This is a genomic window from Enterobacter sp. JBIWA005, from assembly GCF_019968805.1.
Lineage (GTDB): Bacteria > Pseudomonadota > Gammaproteobacteria > Enterobacterales > Enterobacteriaceae > Enterobacter > Enterobacter vonholyi.
On the sequence record NZ_CP074159.1, the window covers coordinates 4,502,518 to 4,517,616 of the forward strand.

At 55.9% G+C, this 15,099-nt stretch carries 12 protein-coding genes and 4 tRNA genes; 3 read left to right on the forward strand and 13 right to left on the reverse strand.

Annotated elements, in window-relative coordinates; genetic code table 11:
- Positions 1-9 precede the first annotated feature (9 nt).
- From hemX to KGP22_RS21450, 3 genes are all read left to right on the forward strand, one after another.
- The gene (gene hemX / locus KGP22_RS21440) at positions 10-1,206 is read left to right on the forward strand and encodes a uroporphyrinogen-III C-methyltransferase (protein WP_223580733.1); all 1,197 of its coding nucleotides are present in this window, start codon (positions 10-12) and stop codon (positions 1,204-1,206) included.
- 2 nt (positions 1,207-1,208) lie between these two features.
- Complete coding sequence (gene hemY, locus KGP22_RS21445; protein ID WP_223582503.1) at positions 1,209-2,408, forward strand: protoheme IX biogenesis protein HemY; 1,200 nt, start codon at positions 1,209-1,211, stop codon at positions 2,406-2,408.
- 171 nt (positions 2,409-2,579) lie between these two features.
- On the forward strand, positions 2,580-3,791 hold the full coding sequence (locus tag KGP22_RS21450) for an MFS transporter (protein WP_149367407.1): 1,212 nt from the start codon (positions 2,580-2,582) through the stop codon (positions 3,789-3,791).
- Positions 3,792-4,298: 507 nt separating this feature from the next.
- On the opposite strand, the gene KGP22_RS21455 is transcribed toward KGP22_RS21450, so the two are convergent.
- The 13 genes from KGP22_RS21455 to wecB all read right to left on the reverse strand — a co-directional run bounded on the left by KGP22_RS21455 (position 4,299) and on the right by wecB (position 15,062).
- Positions 4,299-4,375: transfer RNA gene (locus KGP22_RS21455), tRNA-Pro, on the reverse strand.
- 45 nt (positions 4,376-4,420) lie between these two features.
- A tRNA-Leu gene (locus KGP22_RS21460) sits at positions 4,421-4,506 on the reverse strand.
- A gap of 22 nt (positions 4,507-4,528) precedes the next feature.
- Positions 4,529-4,604 (reverse strand) — tRNA-His (locus KGP22_RS21465).
- A 67-nt stretch (positions 4,605-4,671) separates the two neighbouring features.
- Positions 4,672-4,748 (reverse strand) — tRNA-Arg (locus tag KGP22_RS21470).
- A gap of 102 nt (positions 4,749-4,850) precedes the next feature.
- Entirely contained in the window at positions 4,851-6,236 is a 1,386-nt protein-coding gene (locus KGP22_RS21475) for an amino acid permease (protein ID WP_111963524.1), read from the reverse strand.
- 197 nt (positions 6,237-6,433) lie between these two features.
- The gene (gene wecG, locus KGP22_RS21480; protein ID WP_223580735.1) at positions 6,434-7,174 is read right to left on the reverse strand and encodes a lipopolysaccharide N-acetylmannosaminouronosyltransferase; all 741 of its coding nucleotides are present in this window, start codon (positions 7,172-7,174) and stop codon (positions 6,434-6,436) included.
- A gap of 12 nt (positions 7,175-7,186) precedes the next feature.
- Positions 7,187-8,539 carry an ECA oligosaccharide polymerase gene (gene wzyE / locus KGP22_RS21485; protein WP_223580737.1) on the reverse strand — a complete coding sequence of 451 codons (1,353 nt, stop codon included), beginning with the start codon at positions 8,537-8,539 and terminating at the stop codon, positions 7,187-7,189.
- Positions 8,536-9,615 carry a TDP-N-acetylfucosamine:lipid II N-acetylfucosaminyltransferase gene (locus tag KGP22_RS21490; protein ID WP_143345653.1) on the reverse strand — a complete coding sequence of 360 codons (1,080 nt, stop codon included), beginning with the start codon at positions 9,613-9,615 and terminating at the stop codon, positions 8,536-8,538. Before KGP22_RS21490 ends, wzyE begins: the two co-directional genes overlap by 4 nt.
- On the reverse strand, positions 9,612-10,862 hold the full coding sequence (wzxE, locus tag KGP22_RS21495; RefSeq protein ID WP_115877008.1) for a lipid III flippase WzxE: 1,251 nt from the start codon (positions 10,860-10,862) through the stop codon (positions 9,612-9,614). The genes KGP22_RS21490 and wzxE overlap by 4 nt, the downstream gene beginning before the upstream one ends.
- Before the next feature lies 1 nt (position 10,863).
- Positions 10,864-11,994, reverse strand: coding sequence for a dTDP-4-amino-4,6-dideoxygalactose transaminase (gene rffA / locus KGP22_RS21500; protein WP_023309640.1), 1,131 nt, complete (start codon positions 11,992-11,994; stop codon positions 10,864-10,866).
- Positions 11,995-11,998: 4 nt separating this feature from the next.
- The gene (gene rffC / locus KGP22_RS21505; protein ID WP_223580739.1) at positions 11,999-12,676 is read right to left on the reverse strand and encodes a dTDP-4-amino-4,6-dideoxy-D-galactose acyltransferase; all 678 of its coding nucleotides are present in this window, start codon (positions 12,674-12,676) and stop codon (positions 11,999-12,001) included.
- Positions 12,673-13,935, reverse strand: a complete 1,263-nt coding sequence (gene wecC / locus KGP22_RS21510) for a UDP-N-acetyl-D-mannosamine dehydrogenase (protein WP_223580741.1) — start codon at positions 13,933-13,935, stop codon at positions 12,673-12,675. Before wecC ends, rffC begins: the two co-directional genes overlap by 4 nt.
- Positions 13,932-15,062: a UDP-N-acetylglucosamine 2-epimerase (non-hydrolyzing) gene (gene wecB, locus KGP22_RS21515; protein ID WP_133295332.1), complete on the reverse strand. Its 1,131-nt coding sequence runs from the start codon at positions 15,060-15,062 to the stop codon at positions 13,932-13,934. Before wecB ends, wecC begins: the two co-directional genes overlap by 4 nt.
- Between the last annotated feature and the right edge of the window lie 37 nt (positions 15,063-15,099).

Here is a 15,099-nt window from a genome sequence, read left to right on the forward strand (position 1 = left end):
GAAGCCATAATGACGGAACACGACAAATCCTCCGCCGTGGTTGAAGAGACCAGGGAGACTGTGGAGACGACGCCACAGCCAGAGACGACTGAGAAAACCGCTGAGAAGAAAAACAGCAGCAACAAAACGAGCCTCGCGCTGAGCGCGATTGCCATCGCCATTGCGCTGGCAGCGGGGGTTGGCCTGTACGGGCTGGTGAAACAACAGAGCGCTAACCAGACGTCCACCAGCGACGCGCTGGTGAATCAGCTCACTGCCCTGCAAAAAGAGCAGGAGACGCAGAAAACCGAGCTGGAAGCCGTGATTAAGCAGCAGGCCGCCGCGCTTGCCGAAGCGAACGGCAAACAGGAAGAGCTGACTAAACAGCTGGGTGAAGTACAGCAGAAAGTCGCCACGATTTCCGGCACCGATGCCAAAACCTGGCTGCTCTCGCAGGCTGACTTCCTGGTGAAGCTCGCCGGACGTAAGCTCTGGAGCGACCAGGACGTGACCACCGCCGCCGCACTGCTGAAAAGCGCCGATGCAAGCCTGGCCGACATGAACGATCCAAGCCTTATCACCGCTCGTCGCGCGATTACCGAAGACATCGCCAGCCTCTCCGCCGTCTCACAGGTGGATTACGATGGCATTATCCTTAAAGTGAATCAGCTTTCGAATCAGATTGATAACCTGCAGCTGGCGGATAACAACGACGACGACTCCCCGATGGATTCCGACGGTACCGAGCTTTCCAGTTCCCTGAGCGAATGGCGCATAAACCTGCAAAAAAGCTGGCAGAACTTTATGGACAGCTTTATCACGATCCGCCGTCGCGACGAAACTGCCGTACCGCTGCTCGCGCCGAACCAGGACATCTATCTGCGCGAGAACATTCGTTCCCGTCTGCTGGTGGCGGCCCAGGCCGTGCCGCGTCATCAGGAAGAGACCTATAAACAGGCGCTTGATAACGTCTCAACGTGGGTACGCGCCTACTACAACACCGATGATGCGACGACCACCGCCTTCCTCGAAGACATTGATAAGTTAAGCCAGCAGAACATCACCATGAACGTGCCGGACAAGCTGGCCAGCCAGCCGATTCTGGAGAAACTGATGCAGACGCGCGTACGCAATCTTCTGGCGCAGCCGGGCGTACCTGCAGAGCAGACGAGCGGAGCGGCACCTGCTCCGGCTCCTGCGCCTGAAAGCGCACCGCAAGGAGAGTAATGATGCTAAAAGTTCTCTTACTCTTCATCCTGCTGATCGCCGGGATCGTCCTCGGGCCTATGCTTGCGGGTCATCAGGGTTACGTCCTGATCCAGACCGATAACTACAACATTGAAACTAGCGTAACGGGTCTGACGATCATTCTGATCCTCGCCGTGGTGGTTCTGTTTGCGATCGAGTGGATCCTGCGCCGTATTTTCCGTACCGGTGCCCATACGCGCGGCTGGTTCGTTGGCCGTAAGCGCCGCCGCGCCCGTAAACAGACCGAGCAGGCGCTGCTTAAGCTCGCCGAGGGTGACTATCAGCAGGTTGAAAAGCTGATGTCGAAAAACGCCGACCACGCCGAACAGCCGGTAGTGAACTATCTGCTGGCGGCCGAAGCGGCGCAGCAGCGCGGTGATGAAGCCCGAGCTAATCAGCACCTGGAGCGGGCAGCTGAGCTGGCTCACGGCGACCCGATTCCGGTGGAAATCACGCGCGTTCGTCTGCAGCTGGCACGCAATGAGAATCACGCGGCTCGCCACGGTATCGACCGTCTGCTGGAAGTCGCGCCACGTCATCCGGAAGTGCTGCGTCTTGCCGAGCAGGCCTATATTCGTACCGGCGCCTGGGGTTCACTGCTGGACATCATTCCGTCGATGGCGAAGGCCGAGGTAGGCGACGATGAACATCGTGACGAGCTTCAGCGTCTGGCGTGGATTGGCCTGATGGATCAGGCGCGCGCTGACCTGGGCAGCGACGGTCTGAAAACGTGGTGGAAGAATCAGAGCCGTAAAACGCGCCAGCAGGTTCCTCTGCAGGTGGCAATGGCGGAACACCTCATTGAGTGTGACGATCACGACACGGCTCAGGAGATCCTCCTCGACGGTCTGAAGCGCCAGTACGACGATCGCCTGGTGATGGTAATCCCGCGCCTGAAAACCAACAATCCTGAGCAAATAGAAAAAGTGCTGCGCCAGCAGATTAAAACCGTTGGTGACCGCCCGCTGTTGTGGAGCACGCTTGGCCAGTCGTTGATGAAGCACGGCGAATGGCAGGAGGCAAGCCTCGCCTTCCGCGCGGCGCTGAAGCAGCGTCCGGATGCCTTCGACTACGCGTGGCTTGCCGATACGCTGGACAAGCAGCATAAGCCGGAAGAGGCGGCCGCCATGCGCCGTGATGGGCTGTTGCTGACGCTGCAAAATAACGGTACGCAGCAGTAATTCATCAGGAGGCCAGATGGCCTCCTTTTTTTATCGCATTTCTCCTGCTACATTCTTTACACCCGTATCCGCAAACGAACCCGCCAATGTAACGATGTCTTTTCATTAACTTTTTTTCACACACGCGCACTTTCTGCAGCGTGGACTAAATCGTTTTTGAAGGAAATCGTCATGAACTCGCTTTTGTATGCGCTTATTGAAGCGCTGCGCTGCCACCGCTGGCTGCGCCTGCTTGCCTGTGCTTTTATCTTTTCTTCGCTGGGGAATGGCTTAACCCAGATCGTGGTCTTCGGCTTGCTGTTAGCGTGGTCAGCTCCGCCCGGTCTGCTCACACTCGCTTTTCTTTTCGCTACGATACCGGGATTTATCGGCAGTACGATCGGCGAAAAGCTGTGCTCACGCTGTTCTCCGATATCCCTGCTGATACTGACCGAAGGGCTGGGCCTGCTCGCCCTGCTCTTTCCCCTGCTTGGCGTGGGTTACCACAGCGTTGCCGCATTGCTCGCTGTGCAATCCACCGAGGCGCTGCTCAGCGGGATGAGCTGGCCCGCGCTGACGTTGCTCTTTAAGCGCGGTCTCAGCGAAGCAGAGCTGCCTGCTGCAACCTGTCTGGAAAATGTGATTTTTGCTTCTCAGGTATTATTAGGGACAGGTCTGGGCGTGGTGCTGTTCCAGAAGACGTCCGTGTTTACCCTGCTGGCCATTGATGCCGCCAGCTTTCTCGGATCACTGCTCATGCTATGGCTGGCTGGACGCCGGTTTTCTGCGCCTTCACTCCCGCCCCTCGAGGAAGAGGAAGCCCCTGCGGCATTACGCTGGCGGACGTTGACCGTTCGGCAGAAACGCAGTCTGCTCATCCTGCCGTCGCTGGCGGCCGTTGGCTCACCGGCCATGGCGCTGCTTCCGGCCCTGGCACAGCAAATCCATCCTCAGGATGCGGCGGGTCTTGCCCTGCCTCTGCTTTTTGCAAGGAGCATGGGACAGCTTTGCGGCCCCATGCTGCTAAAAAAAGAGAGTCTGACGCGCTTCGCCGCTCGCACACCGCGCATCATCGTTTGTCTGGGCATCTTTCTGGCCGCTTATGGAACGCTACCGTTGTTGTCCGGGTGGATGGCATGTGCGCTGGGGGCGATCTTTATCGCGCATCTGGCTTCGAATATTCTGTTCGCGGCCGGGACGTTTGGCGTTCTCAGTAGTTTTCATATTACGCAAACCGCGTCAGCCAGTGGGAAAGCCTGGCGCTGGCAAACGCTCAGCGCCTCTCTCTTCACCGGCATTGCAGCGGCAGTGGCTGCCGGATTTGGCTCAGTAGCGGCACTCTATGCTGTCTCCGCAACGGCTCTGGTGATGGTTGCCCTGATCGTGCGCCGGTATCGGGAATAAGGCATAAAAAAACGCCTGCTATAAAAGCAGGCGTTAAAACAGGTCTGTAAGACAACATATTTGGTGCTTCACTCAACGTTGTGTCCATGGTGTCTGATGAGGCCGAAGCGACATCTGTCAGTGGACGATAAGCACCGTAAATGGCTCTGCGTCATTCCTGAGTTTATGAGGCACTAAGGCGAACATAAGAGATGGAATGAGCATCTACACGCATATTATTGCACGTAACGTGCCAACATGACAGCCAGAACTTTTACATAACGCAACATTTTAAGATAAAAGGAAATTATGCTGTTAAGCACCGTTTTAAGCTCTACAACGTATCGGGAAAAGGCGGGCATATGTCGCCAGGAGGAGACAGCAAAACCCAGAAATAAATATTCATTTAACTTTCAATGAGTTGAATGTCTCTGGATTGCGACAATGAAAAAGAACGTTGTTGGGGAATGACTACAAGGATGAAGAATCTCAGAAAACAAAAAACCCCGCCGAAGCGGGGTTCAAAATTGGTCGGCGAGAGAGGATTCGAACCTCCGACCCACTGGTCCCAAACCAGTTGCGCTACCAAGCTGCGCTACTCGCCGATGTACTGCTTTTTGAATTTTTAGTTCAATTCATTTAAAAAGTCGTGGTGCGAGGGGGGGGACTCGAACCCCCACATCCAAAGGACACTAACACCTGAAGCTAGCGCGTCTACCAATTCCGCCACCTTCGCAATTCACAACTCTTTCAAATAATGGGGTGGCTAATGGGATTCGAACCCACGACAACTGGAATCACAATCCAGGGCTCTACCAACTGAGCTATAGCCACCACTGTATTCTTTCACGCGGTACTGACTACTTCTCAGACCACCGCAGCTCTAGCGCCGGGACTAAAATGGCGCGCCCGACAGGATTCGAACCTGAGACCTCTGCCTCCGGAGGGCAGCGCTCTATCCAGCTGAGCTACGGGCGCTTAGCGCCGTTGCGGGGCTGGATATTACGTACCTCCGTCCCCGCTGTCTAGTGCTTTTTTGAAAAAAATGCGCGTTTGGTTATGGTTTGCACATTTTGCCGCTTATTCCTCCACTTTCTGCGTGGTGGCACGGCGACCCAGGCCAAAAAGCTTATATGCGGCCGTCACAGCCGCCAGGAAGATCACCCCGACAAACAGCGACATGCGGGTATCTTCATTAAAGTACATCCCGATTAATACACAAATCAGGAACGCCATCGTCAAATAGTTCGCATACGGGAACAGAATTGAGCGGAACGGATGGCTTTCAATCGCTTTTTTATGCGCATGACGGAAACGCAGCTGGCTGATGAGGATAACAAACCACGGCACCATGCCCGGCAGCACGCTGGCGCTGTAAACGTAAACGAACACGCGCTGCGGGTTAGGAATAATGTAATTCAGGCAAGAGCCAATCAGCAGTATTGCAATGGAAACCGCCACACCCGCCACCGGCACGCCGGCACGTGAAACTTTACTCATCACCGCAGGCAGCTGGTTATTCTTCGAAAGCGCATAGAGCATACGCCCACAGCTGTACATCCCACTGTTACAGCCTGACAACGCTGCCGTCAGGACCACAAAGTTGATGATACCCGCCGCTGCCGTGATGCCAATTTTGGCAAAGGTTAAAACAAACGGGCTACCCGTCGTGCCAATTTCGTTCCACGGGAAGATGGTCACGATAACGAAGATCGCGCCCACATAGAAAATCAGGATACGCCACAGCACTTTGCCCACCGCGCTACGCAGCGTGACCTGCGGGTTTTTCGCTTCACCGGCGGTAATACCGATCAGCTCCACGCCCTGATACGAGGCCACAACGATACACAGCGCCGTCAGGAAGCCCTTCCAGCCGCCGGCAAAGAAGCCGCCGTTTTCGGTCAGATTGCCAAAGCCGATAGCGTGTCCACCGTTGCCAAAGCCGAAGAAAATCACGCCCAGGCCGACGACAATCATCACGATAATCGTGGTGACTTTGATCATTGCGAACCAGAACTCAATCTCACCGTAAAGGCGCACGGCAGCCAGGTTGGCCAGCGCCACCAGCCCCACGGCAATGAGCGCGGGTATCCACTGGACCATGTCTGGGAACCAGAACTGGACGTAGACCCCTATCGCGGTGATCTCTGAGATGCCCACCGCCATCCACATAAACCAGTATGACCAGGCCGTCAGGTAGCCGAAGAACGGGCTCATATAACGATGCGCGTAAACGGCGAAGGAGCCGGTTACCGGCTCCAGGAAAAGCATTTCGCCCATGGAACGCATGATGAAGAAAACAAACAGCCCGGCAATAATGTACGCCAGTAATACGGAAGGGCCTGCCCATTTGAGCGTGCTTGCGGAGCCCATAAACAGGCCCACGCCGATAGTGCCGCCCAGCGCTATCAGTTCAATATGACGAGCTTCCAGCCCACGCTGTAGCTCCGGTTTTTTCTCTGCCATAGATCCTCGATTGTGTTTGCTGTTTCCCGGCTTAATACCGGGTATTGTTTTTTAGGGGTACTAAAATACGGAGCGAATGGTTTCTTAAAATCTGCCAAATGGCAAACGATGCATTAAAAAAATGAATGCATTGCACAGATTATCAGCAGTTTTGCAGGCGAGTTGCAGCGCGAATAGCATATCGCGCTACATTTTGATTACATTTTCCCGGTGTAATGCCAGGCGAGGTAGCGAAGCAGACGGATCTGTCGTTTAATGCGCGTCGGTTGCGATAGCAGACGGTACAACCACTCCAGCCCCAGATTTTGCCAGACCTTGGGCGCACGCTTAACGTGGCCGGTAAAGACGTCGTACGTACCGCCGACGCCCATGTAGAGGGCATCCGGACAGACCAGACGGCAGTCGCGCATCAGGATCTCCTGGCGCGGGGAGCCCATCGCCACGGTGACAATCTTCGCCCCGCTATCACGAACGCGCTCAAACAGAGCCTGCCGATCTTCCGGTTTGAAGTAACCATCCTGGCTGCCGACAATATTAACATTCCATTGACGACGCAGTTTCTCCTCCGTCTGGGCCAGTATCTCCGGCTTCCCGCCAATCAGGAACACGGGCGTGCCCTGTTCACCTGCGCGGGCCATAAGCTGCTCCCAGAGATCGGCCCCCGCCACGCGAGATACATTAGCGTCAGGATACTTTTTACAGATAGAGCGGACCACGCTGATCCCGTCCGCGTATTTAAATTCCGCCGCTTCAATCAGGCTTTTGACTTCCGCGTTATCCTCAACCGCCAGCATTTTTTCCGCGTTGATCGCCACCAGCGTACCGGATTTCATCTGGCCGTCGGCGAAAAGAAAGTCCAGCGCGTGCTGCATGTCGCGCCAGCCAATAAGCTGCAGGCCACGTAGCGCATAGCGCGGTGCAGAAATTTTATCAGTCATTACTATCCTTACTCAGACTTGCGACAGCGTTGTGCTGCCCTGCCGCTCGCGCCTGTGCACAAGCCCTGCGCTGTCAAACAGCCAGTACAGCAGTTTGGCCAGTAACAGGCAGAGGCCGAAAACAACCATGAAGAACACCACGCGCGAAACGAACGAGTCCAGCCCTTCGCGCGCCAGAACGATCATATTGAAAATGGCACCAAAGCAGAAACTGTGCAAAATGGCGGCCTTATAGCGGTTGTTCTCTTCGTTGCCACGCACGTAAAGCCAGTCGAACCACTTGATTATCAGCCCCACGGCAACCGCCCCGGGGAGAATGAACCACGCTCCTCCCATCACCACCAGGGAACCAATCAGCGTTGGCGAGATTGCCAGACCAGAATGGTTGTTCAGCACTTCCCAGGTAAAGTAATTTGCCGTGTTAAGCACCACGCCAGGCCGGTCCGGCCATAGCCAGGAAGGGATAAATACGTAGAAGTCGCGAACAATCGGCGCCAACCCCTGGAAATCAATCTTGTCGTAGTTTTGCAGCAGCAATGCCAGGTTTTCCCACGGCGAGAAGGTATCGCGCGTCAGGTAAAGGAACGTGTAAAACGCCTCATCTCCCGCCACGTTCATTCCATAGCGCTTTAGCGCCAGCCAGAACATACCCACAATGCCAAACGCGCCTGCTGCAACCAGCATCCAGAGCGAGATCCAGCCGCGGATAATGCCGATAAACAGGAAGATCGCGAAGGCGATGATGATGTTCGCGCGCGTGCCGCCCACGATCATATAGGTCAGGATGCCAAACGCGACGGTGCTAACCAGGAAGAATAGCCACGCTTTGCTGTCCTGGCGCAGGAAAAAGACCACCAGCATCGCCGGGATGAAGAAGTAGAAGAAACGCTTAAGCGCAACGCCCGAGACTTCGGCTGAAAAAATCTGGCTGTAGGAGTGGAGCTTAAACAGCAGGAAGCCGTTATGCATGAAGAAGATACCGACGCTGACCAGGGCGATGGTCATCAGCATCACCCACGTCAGGTGGGTCTCCACCCGATTCATGGTAAAAAGCGGCCGACGCGGGGCAGCAGCCTGCGCTGAACGCAGACGCGTTTTATAGGTGACGTAGTAGACGGCATAGAAGCAGGTTGCCGCCAGAAGCGCCTGGAGCAGGATTTCCGGCGGTGCGACGCTCACGTCAAAACGGAACACCAGAATGCTGGTTAGCGGGAAGCCGAAAAAAAAGGTCAGCAGAAACAGTAACGAGAAGAACACGTTAAAGTTGAAGCGCACCCGGCGGAATTCAAACCAGGTAAGCGTGGCGATAAACAGGGTGCTCAGAAGCCAGACAATCAGTAAGCCGCTGAATTGCAACTGACTCATACTTTGTCTCCTGAAGCGATACGCAGCGCGCGGTGCCACGGCGTGAGATAATTCGGGCTGAAAAAATCAATGCTATTTTTATCCACCAGCGTGAGCTGGCGTTGGGCTTCCCGTACCACCTCGACGTTCAGCGTGTCTGAGGTAAACAGCACGGGAATATGCTGCTCGGCCATGTCCTGCCAGAACGGGTTCTCGCGGTTTAGCACGCACGGTACCCCCGCCTGAATCAGCAGACATAGCGTGCCAATCCCCTGCTGTCGGGCAAAGATGAAATAGCCGAGATCGCATTTTCTCAGCAGCGCGAGATATTCCTCAAATTCCAGCTTATCGCTGAGAATGTGCAGATTTTCTGCGCTAAACAGCGCAAGCCCCTGTCGGCGAACCTCATCTATGTAAGCGTCGTTATTGGCGGGATAGCCCATCGGCACCACCACGTTCACCGTGTCGCCGAACTGCTGATGCACCGCCCTGAGTGCCGCGACGTGTTCGTTACTGCGATCGCCGGAATTCCCCACCAGGATCGTTAGTTTGCCTTCACGCACCGTGTCATTCGCCATGGCGTTAAGCGCCGGATCCATGCGGGTGGGGAAATAAAGCAGCTCGCCGCGCACGTTGGGGTGCTGTTTAGCAAAATAGTTGAGATCGCCGCGGGTAGCAAAAACGCAGCCCACGCGCCCCTGCGCCATGCGGCGCAACGGATAGAAAAGACGGAATTTCCAGCCTCGGGAGACTTCGTAAAGATCGGCTCCCCAGATATGCCAGCTGCACTGGGAGGGTTTAATCCCCCCGCTGAGAAGCGCCAGCCATAGCCCGGTATTAAACTGTCCGTGGAAGAAGAATCGTTGCTCGCGGTCGGCTTTCGCTTTGGCAACAACCGCCTTCGCCAGCGTGGCCTTATCCGGCCAGAAGCGAATCGTCAGCGCCGGAAACGCCTCGCTCAGGCCCTTATCCTGACCTGCAACCATAAACTCACGCGCATCTGGATTACCCGATGCCAGCTCGTCGTTGAAAAACCGCAAAACGGTCTGGTTATGGTGTGGGATGTCCGATCCCAGGATGTGAATCAGTGCAGTCATGCGCGTTTACGCCACAATAAAAATACGCCGCAACAGGCAGCGAAATAAACGATATAGGTTGCCATGTAAGCCTGAGCCGCCCCCAGCGCGCCGTGCATGGGTATCAGCCAGTGCGAAAATGCTGTCAGTAACGCAAACTGGCTAATTTCCGCCAGGATATACAGCCGCAGGGACGCTTTTGCAATCACCAGGTAGCCGAAAACGTATGCACCCACTTTCAGCACATCCCCCACCAGCTGCCAGGCAAAGAGATCGCGCATGGCGATGAATTTCGCCGAGAACAGCAGCCAGATGGCGACATCGCGCAGTAGCCAGACGGTAAAGCTGGCAGCCGCGACGGCCGGTAACACAAAGCGCAGCGATCGGAAAATCTCGCGCGTTATTTCCTGTCTGGACGTCAGTCGCGATAAGGTTGGCAGCAGGTAAACGCTAAAGGAAGCTGTAATAAACTGGAGATAGGCGTCGGAAATACTGCTTACGCCCTGCCAGATCCCGACCTCATCCCAGCTATAATGCGCTGCCAGCAGGTTTCGCATCATCACGTAGGCCACCGGCAGCGTGACGGAGGTAATGAGCGCCATCAGGGTAAATTTACCCAGCTGGCTGGCAAGGACCTTGTCCCATTGCGGTTTCAGGTAGCTAAGAGGGATGACGCCCCGGCGCATCAGCATAAATGCCGCAGGCACAACCACCAGCGCCGGGACCAGCGCAAGCCCCAGCAGTGCGCCTTCATAGCCGCCCAGGCGATAGCAAAAGTAATAGGCAATCACGCCGATGACGCTGCCCAGGATTAACGCAAGCGCGTTTCCGGCAGCATCACGAAACCCTTTCATCAGCGCCAGCAGCAGGTTAGCCCAGGCAATCCCCATCTGAACCAATGCGACCAGACGCACCAGCCCCTGGTAATGGGTGTGCCCGAACAATCCCTGGCTGATGGGTGCCGCCGCCAGCAGAAAGACAATCGCCATCAGGGTTGAAAAACCCGTGACCATAGCCGAAGAGGTGCCCACCACTCTGCGCAGCTGAGCCGCATCATCGTGATACTGCGCAACGTATTTGGTCACGCCGTTGAAGATACCGGCACCGGCCAGCACCCCAAGGACGGTGACAAGCTGGCGGAAATTACCCGCCAGCCCCACGCCAGAGGGGCCAAATGAGACAGCCAGCAGCTTGACGACCAGCAGCCCGGCGCCAATTTTTACAAGCGTGGACGCGGCGGTCCACACCGATGCTTTTGCCAGAGACATATCAGCCGAAATAACTCAGAAGGGTATTAATCACCGTACGCTGGTTAACGGGCGCGAGGTTGTAGAACAGTGGCAGGCGAAGCAAACGCTCACTTTCTTTAGTGGTGTAGCGGTCTTCACCCGCAAACGTGCCAAACGCTTCTCCGGCCGGACTGGAGTGCAGCGGGATATAGTGGAACACCGCCATAATTTCGGCCTCTTTCAGCCAGGCGATGAGCTCGCTGCGGTCGTCGTTATCGCGCAGCTTGATGTAGAACATATGCGCGTTGTGGACGCAATCTGCCGGGATGGTTGGCAGTTCAATACGCCCGGCTTTTGCCAGAGGCTCAAGCGCATCGTAATAGGTTTGCCACAGGGAAAGACGCTGAAGGTTGATACGCTCCGCCGCTTCCAGCTGCGCCCACAGGTACGCAGCCTGCAGATCCGCCATCAAATAGCTGGAGCCGATATCGCGCCAGGTGTATTTGTCTACCTGACCCCGGAAGAACTGGCTGCGGTTAGTGCCTTTTTCGCGGATCACTTCTGCACGCTCCACGAGAGCCCGGTCGTTAATCAGCGTCGCGCCACCTTCTCCGCCCGCCGTGTAGTTTTTGGTTTCGTGGAAGCTAAAGCAGCCAATGTGGCCGATAGTGCCCAGCGCGCGTCCCTTGTAGGTGGACATCACGCCCTGCGCGGCATCTTCCACCACGAACAGATTATGTTTTTTGGCGATGGCCATGATGGTGTCCATTTCACAGGCCACGCCCGCGTAGTGAACCGGCACGATCGCGCGCGTTTTGTCAGTGATCGCCGCTTCAATCAGCGTCTCATCAATATTCATGGTATCCGGGCGGATATCCACAAAGACAATTTTCGCCCCGCGCAGGACAAAAGCGTTCGCAGTGGAAACGAAGGTATAGCTCGGCATAATCACTTCATCACCAGGCTGGATATCCAGCAACAGTGCCGCCATTTCCAGCGATGCCGTACAGGACGGGGTCAGCAGCACTTTGGCGCTGCGAAAACGCTGTTCCATCCACTGCTGACAGCGCCGGGTGAAACCGCCGTCACCGCAGAGTTTGCCGCTGCCCATAGCAGACTGCATATAGTCGAGTTCAGTTCCGACAACGGGTGGTGCGTTAAATGGAATCATCTTGTCACCTGTATAACCAGTAGGCGGTGGCGTCGATGTTGGCACCACTCGCAATATAACGTTTAAGCGCCGCGGTGTTGCCCAGTTGGGTCGCTACCCGCAGCGTCACTAGCTGTTGCTGTTGCGACCAGTGCAGCGCCGCCTGCATGAGTTTTTCACCCATGCCGCGCCCGGCTAATAAGCCAATACGCGCCTCGCGCTCGTTGAGCTTACGCAGCGAGACGAACCCCTTGATTTGACCGTCTCCTGCACGGAAAACCAGGCAGACGTGGTCAAAGGTGCCTTTAACCGCATTCTCTACCCACTGGGCATAGAAACGCCCGCTATCGTCAGGTGCATACCAGGGCGCACGAAAGCGGCTCTGCGCAAACGCTTGGGTCGCCATCTGACGCAGCACGGGGATGTCCTGATCCGTTGCAATTTCCGCGCCTGACGCATCGTGCCGGGTGAGGGTAATGGAAAGATCGACCTCGCCTTCAACCAGCTGAAAGCCGTGTTGCTGGAGCGCGTCAAGCAGATCGGCACGCTCCGCAGGGATCTTCGCCTGCACCCGTTGCCAGGCGGTAAAATCCGGTACAGTCAGTACCGGCGCGTCATTGCTCAGACGCACGATGGCCGACGGCAGACTGAAAAAGGTACTCTCCCACTGCAGGGGCTCGAGTACCCCGTTCAGGCTGTTCAACGCCAGACACCTTTGGTATCAACTACATACTGCTGACGCACCGCATCAGCGGATGTCGCTTTAAACTCTTTGTGATCCACCAGCAGCACCAGCACGTCCGCCGTCGCAAGCGCTTCATCCAGCGCCGTCAGCGTGCAGTGCCCCGCCAGTTTTGTCGGCAATTCATGGATATTCGGCTCAACCACCAGCGTTTCACCCTTGTGCCATTCGGCAATCATCTCAACAATTTCCATCGCCGGGCTTTCACGCAGATCGTCAATGTTGGGTTTAAATGCCAGACCAAAGCAGGCAATTTTCAGCTCGCTAGCGCGCTTGCCGCTCTCTGCCAGACAATCCGCTACAGTGGTTTTGACCTGATTGAGCACCCAGTGAGGTTTGCTGTCGTTCACTTCACGCGCGGTGCGAATCAGGCGCGCCTGCGCTGGATTCTGCGCCACGATAAACCACGGGTCGACGGCAATACAGTGTCCGCCCACCCCCGGGCCTGGCTGGAGAATATTCACACGCGGATGGCGATTCGCCAGGCTAATCAGCTCCCAGACGTTAATTCCCTGATCGGCGCAGATAAGTGAAAGTTCGTTCGCAAAGGCGATATTAACGTCACGGAAGCTGTTTTCCGTGAGCTTGCACATCTCGGCGGTGCGGGAGTTTGTCACCACGCACTCGCCTTCCAGGAAAATCTTATACAGCGCGCTGGCACGTTCGGAACAGACTGGCGTCATACCGCCAATGACGCGGTCGTTTTTAATCAGTTCGACCATGACCTGGCCCGGGAGTACGCGCTCCGGGCAGTAGGCGATGTTGATATCCGCCTGCTCGCCAACCTGCTGTGGGAAGCTCAGGTCTGGACGGGCCTCGGCCAGCCACTGCGACATCTGTTCAGTCGCCCCCACCGGAGACGTGGACTCGAGGATTACCAACGCCCCTTTTTTCAGCACAGGCGCGATTGATTTTGCCGCCGCCTCGACGAACGCCATGTCGGGCTCGTGGTCGCCTTTAAAGGGGGTTGGGACTGCAATTAGATAGGCATCCGCTTCAACGGGCTTCGTGCTGGCATGCAGGAAGCCTCCTTCCACCGCCTCTTTCACCACACGATCCAGATCGGGTTCCACAATATGAATTTCGCCACGGTTAATGGTTTCTACCGCGCGGGCGTTAATATCCACACCGACAACCTGTTTTTGACGAGAGGCAAACGCGGCCGCAGTAGGCAAGCCAATGTAGCCAAGACCAATGACAGAGATGGTAGTAAAACTCATAGCGATACCCGATTGTGTTTAAGTGCATGCAAAATACGGCCACAAGCCTGCCCGTCTCCATACGGATTATGGGCCCGGCTCATCGCCTGATACGCTTCATCGTCATGCAGCAGGCGCGTGACCTCTTCGACGATGAGCTGCGCGTTGGTGCCGACCAGACGCACCGTACCGGCTTTGACGGCTTCCGGACGTTCGGTCGTTTCACGCATCACCAGTACCGGCTTGCCGAGAGAGGGCGCTTCTTCCTGAATGCCGCCGGAATCGGTGAGGATCAGCCAGGCGTGATTCATTAGCCAGACAAACGGCATGTAGTCCTGCGGTTCAATCAGTAGAACATTGTCGACATGGCCCAGAATGCGGTTGACCGGCTCGCTGACGTTAGGATTGAGATGGACCGGATAGACAATTTGCACATCGTCATTTTGCGCAGCGATTTCAGCCAGCGCGTGACAGATTTGCTCAAAACCCCGGCCAAAGCTTTCGCGACGGTGGCCGGTGACCAGGATGGTTTTTTTGCCGTTGTGCAGGAATGGATAGCGGGCAGCGAGGTCTTTCTGAAGATCGCTATTTGCCAGAACGCGGTCACGCACCCAAATTAATGCATCAATGACCGTATTGCCGGTCACAAAGATTTTGTTATCGGCGATATTTTCACGCAGCAGGTTCTGACGAGAATTTTCCGTCGGCGCAAAGTGGTACATCGCCAGATGGCCCGTTAACGTGCGGTTGGCCTCCTCCGGCCACGGCGAATAAAGATTGCCGGTACGCAAACCCGCCTCAACATGCCCCACAGGAATGCGCTGGTAAAACGCGGCCAGGCTTGTCGCCACGGTAGTGGTGGTGTCACCGTGTACCAGCACCACGTCAGGCTTGAATGACTCCAGGATCGGCTTAAGCTCTTGCAGAATGCGACAGGTTATCTCCGTTAAACCTTGCCCCGGTTTCATAATATTGAGGTCGTAATCCGGGACGATGGAAAAGAGCGTTAAGACCTGGTCGAGCATCTCACGGTGCTGGGCCGTGACGCAGACTTTTGCTTCAATATCCGGATCGCTGGCCAGCGCATGAACCAGAGGTGCCATCTTAATGGCCTCCGGCCTGGTGCCAAATACGGTTAGTACTTTCACATCGATTCTCTTCGATTAGGCGATGAAGGCCGCAGCC

Excerpts from the sequence above, each read along its gene's own strand:
- wecG (WP_223580735.1), bottom strand. The coding sequence starts at position 7,174 with ATGACTGATAAAATTTCTGCACCGCGCTATGCGCTACGTGGCCTGCAG.
- KGP22_RS21475 (WP_111963524.1), bottom strand. The coding sequence starts at position 6,236 with ATGGCAGAGAAAAAACCGGAGCTACAGCGTGGGCTGGAAGCTCGTCAT.
- wecC (WP_223580741.1), bottom strand. The coding sequence starts at position 13,935 with ATGAGTTTTACTACCATCTCTGTCATTGGTCTTGGCTACATTGGCTTG.
- hemY (WP_223582503.1), top strand. The coding sequence starts at position 1,209 with ATGCTAAAAGTTCTCTTACTCTTCATCCTGCTGATCGCCGGGATCGTC.
- KGP22_RS21450 (WP_149367407.1), top strand. The coding sequence starts at position 2,580 with ATGAACTCGCTTTTGTATGCGCTTATTGAAGCGCTGCGCTGCCACCGC.
- KGP22_RS21490 (WP_143345653.1), bottom strand. The coding sequence starts at position 9,615 with ATGACTGCACTGATTCACATCCTGGGATCGGACATCCCACACCATAAC.
- wzyE (WP_223580737.1), bottom strand. The coding sequence starts at position 8,539 with ATGAGTCAGTTGCAATTCAGCGGCTTACTGATTGTCTGGCTTCTGAGC.
- rffA (WP_023309640.1), bottom strand. The coding sequence starts at position 11,994 with ATGATTCCATTTAACGCACCACCCGTTGTCGGAACTGAACTCGACTAT.
- wzxE (WP_115877008.1), bottom strand. The coding sequence starts at position 10,862 with ATGTCTCTGGCAAAAGCATCGGTGTGGACCGCCGCGTCCACGCTTGTA.
- hemX (WP_223580733.1), top strand. The coding sequence starts at position 10 with ATGACGGAACACGACAAATCCTCCGCCGTGGTTGAAGAGACCAGGGAG.